General features: G+C 42.6%; 2 rRNA genes. Both read right to left on the reverse strand.

The features are described 5' to 3' along the window. Positions 1-62, reverse strand: a 5S ribosomal RNA gene (gene rrf, locus K9V48_RS28710); the annotation flags it as partial. Between the two features lie 206 nt (positions 63-268). After that, positions 269-383 (reverse strand): 23S ribosomal RNA (locus K9V48_RS28715); the annotation flags it as partial.

Below are 383 nucleotides of genomic sequence, written 5' to 3' on the forward strand. Positions count from 1 at the left end.
AAGAGCTTAACTTCCGTGTTCGGCATGGGAACGGGTGTGGCCTCTTCGCCATCATTACCAGATAATTTATTAAATTGAAGGTATATTCCTTCAAAACTAGATAACGATTCACAATTCAATTCACTGAAGTTTACGCTTTTTACTCTGTCCAGCTACAGAAGCCAAATACTCCGGAAATTTCACAATCTCGTGCGAAGTCAAAGTACGACTTCTTCTCGATTGCTCCAATTTCCTCCGTATTTAAACGGGCTTCTTTCGCTTTTCGTTTTTGGTTAAGTCCTCGATCGATTAGTATCAGTCAGCTCCACACGTCACCGCGCTTCCACCTCTGACCTATCAACCTGATCATCTTTCAGGGATCTTACTAGCTTACGCTATGGGAA

The sequence above is a fragment of the Metabacillus rhizolycopersici genome, assembly GCF_020075705.1.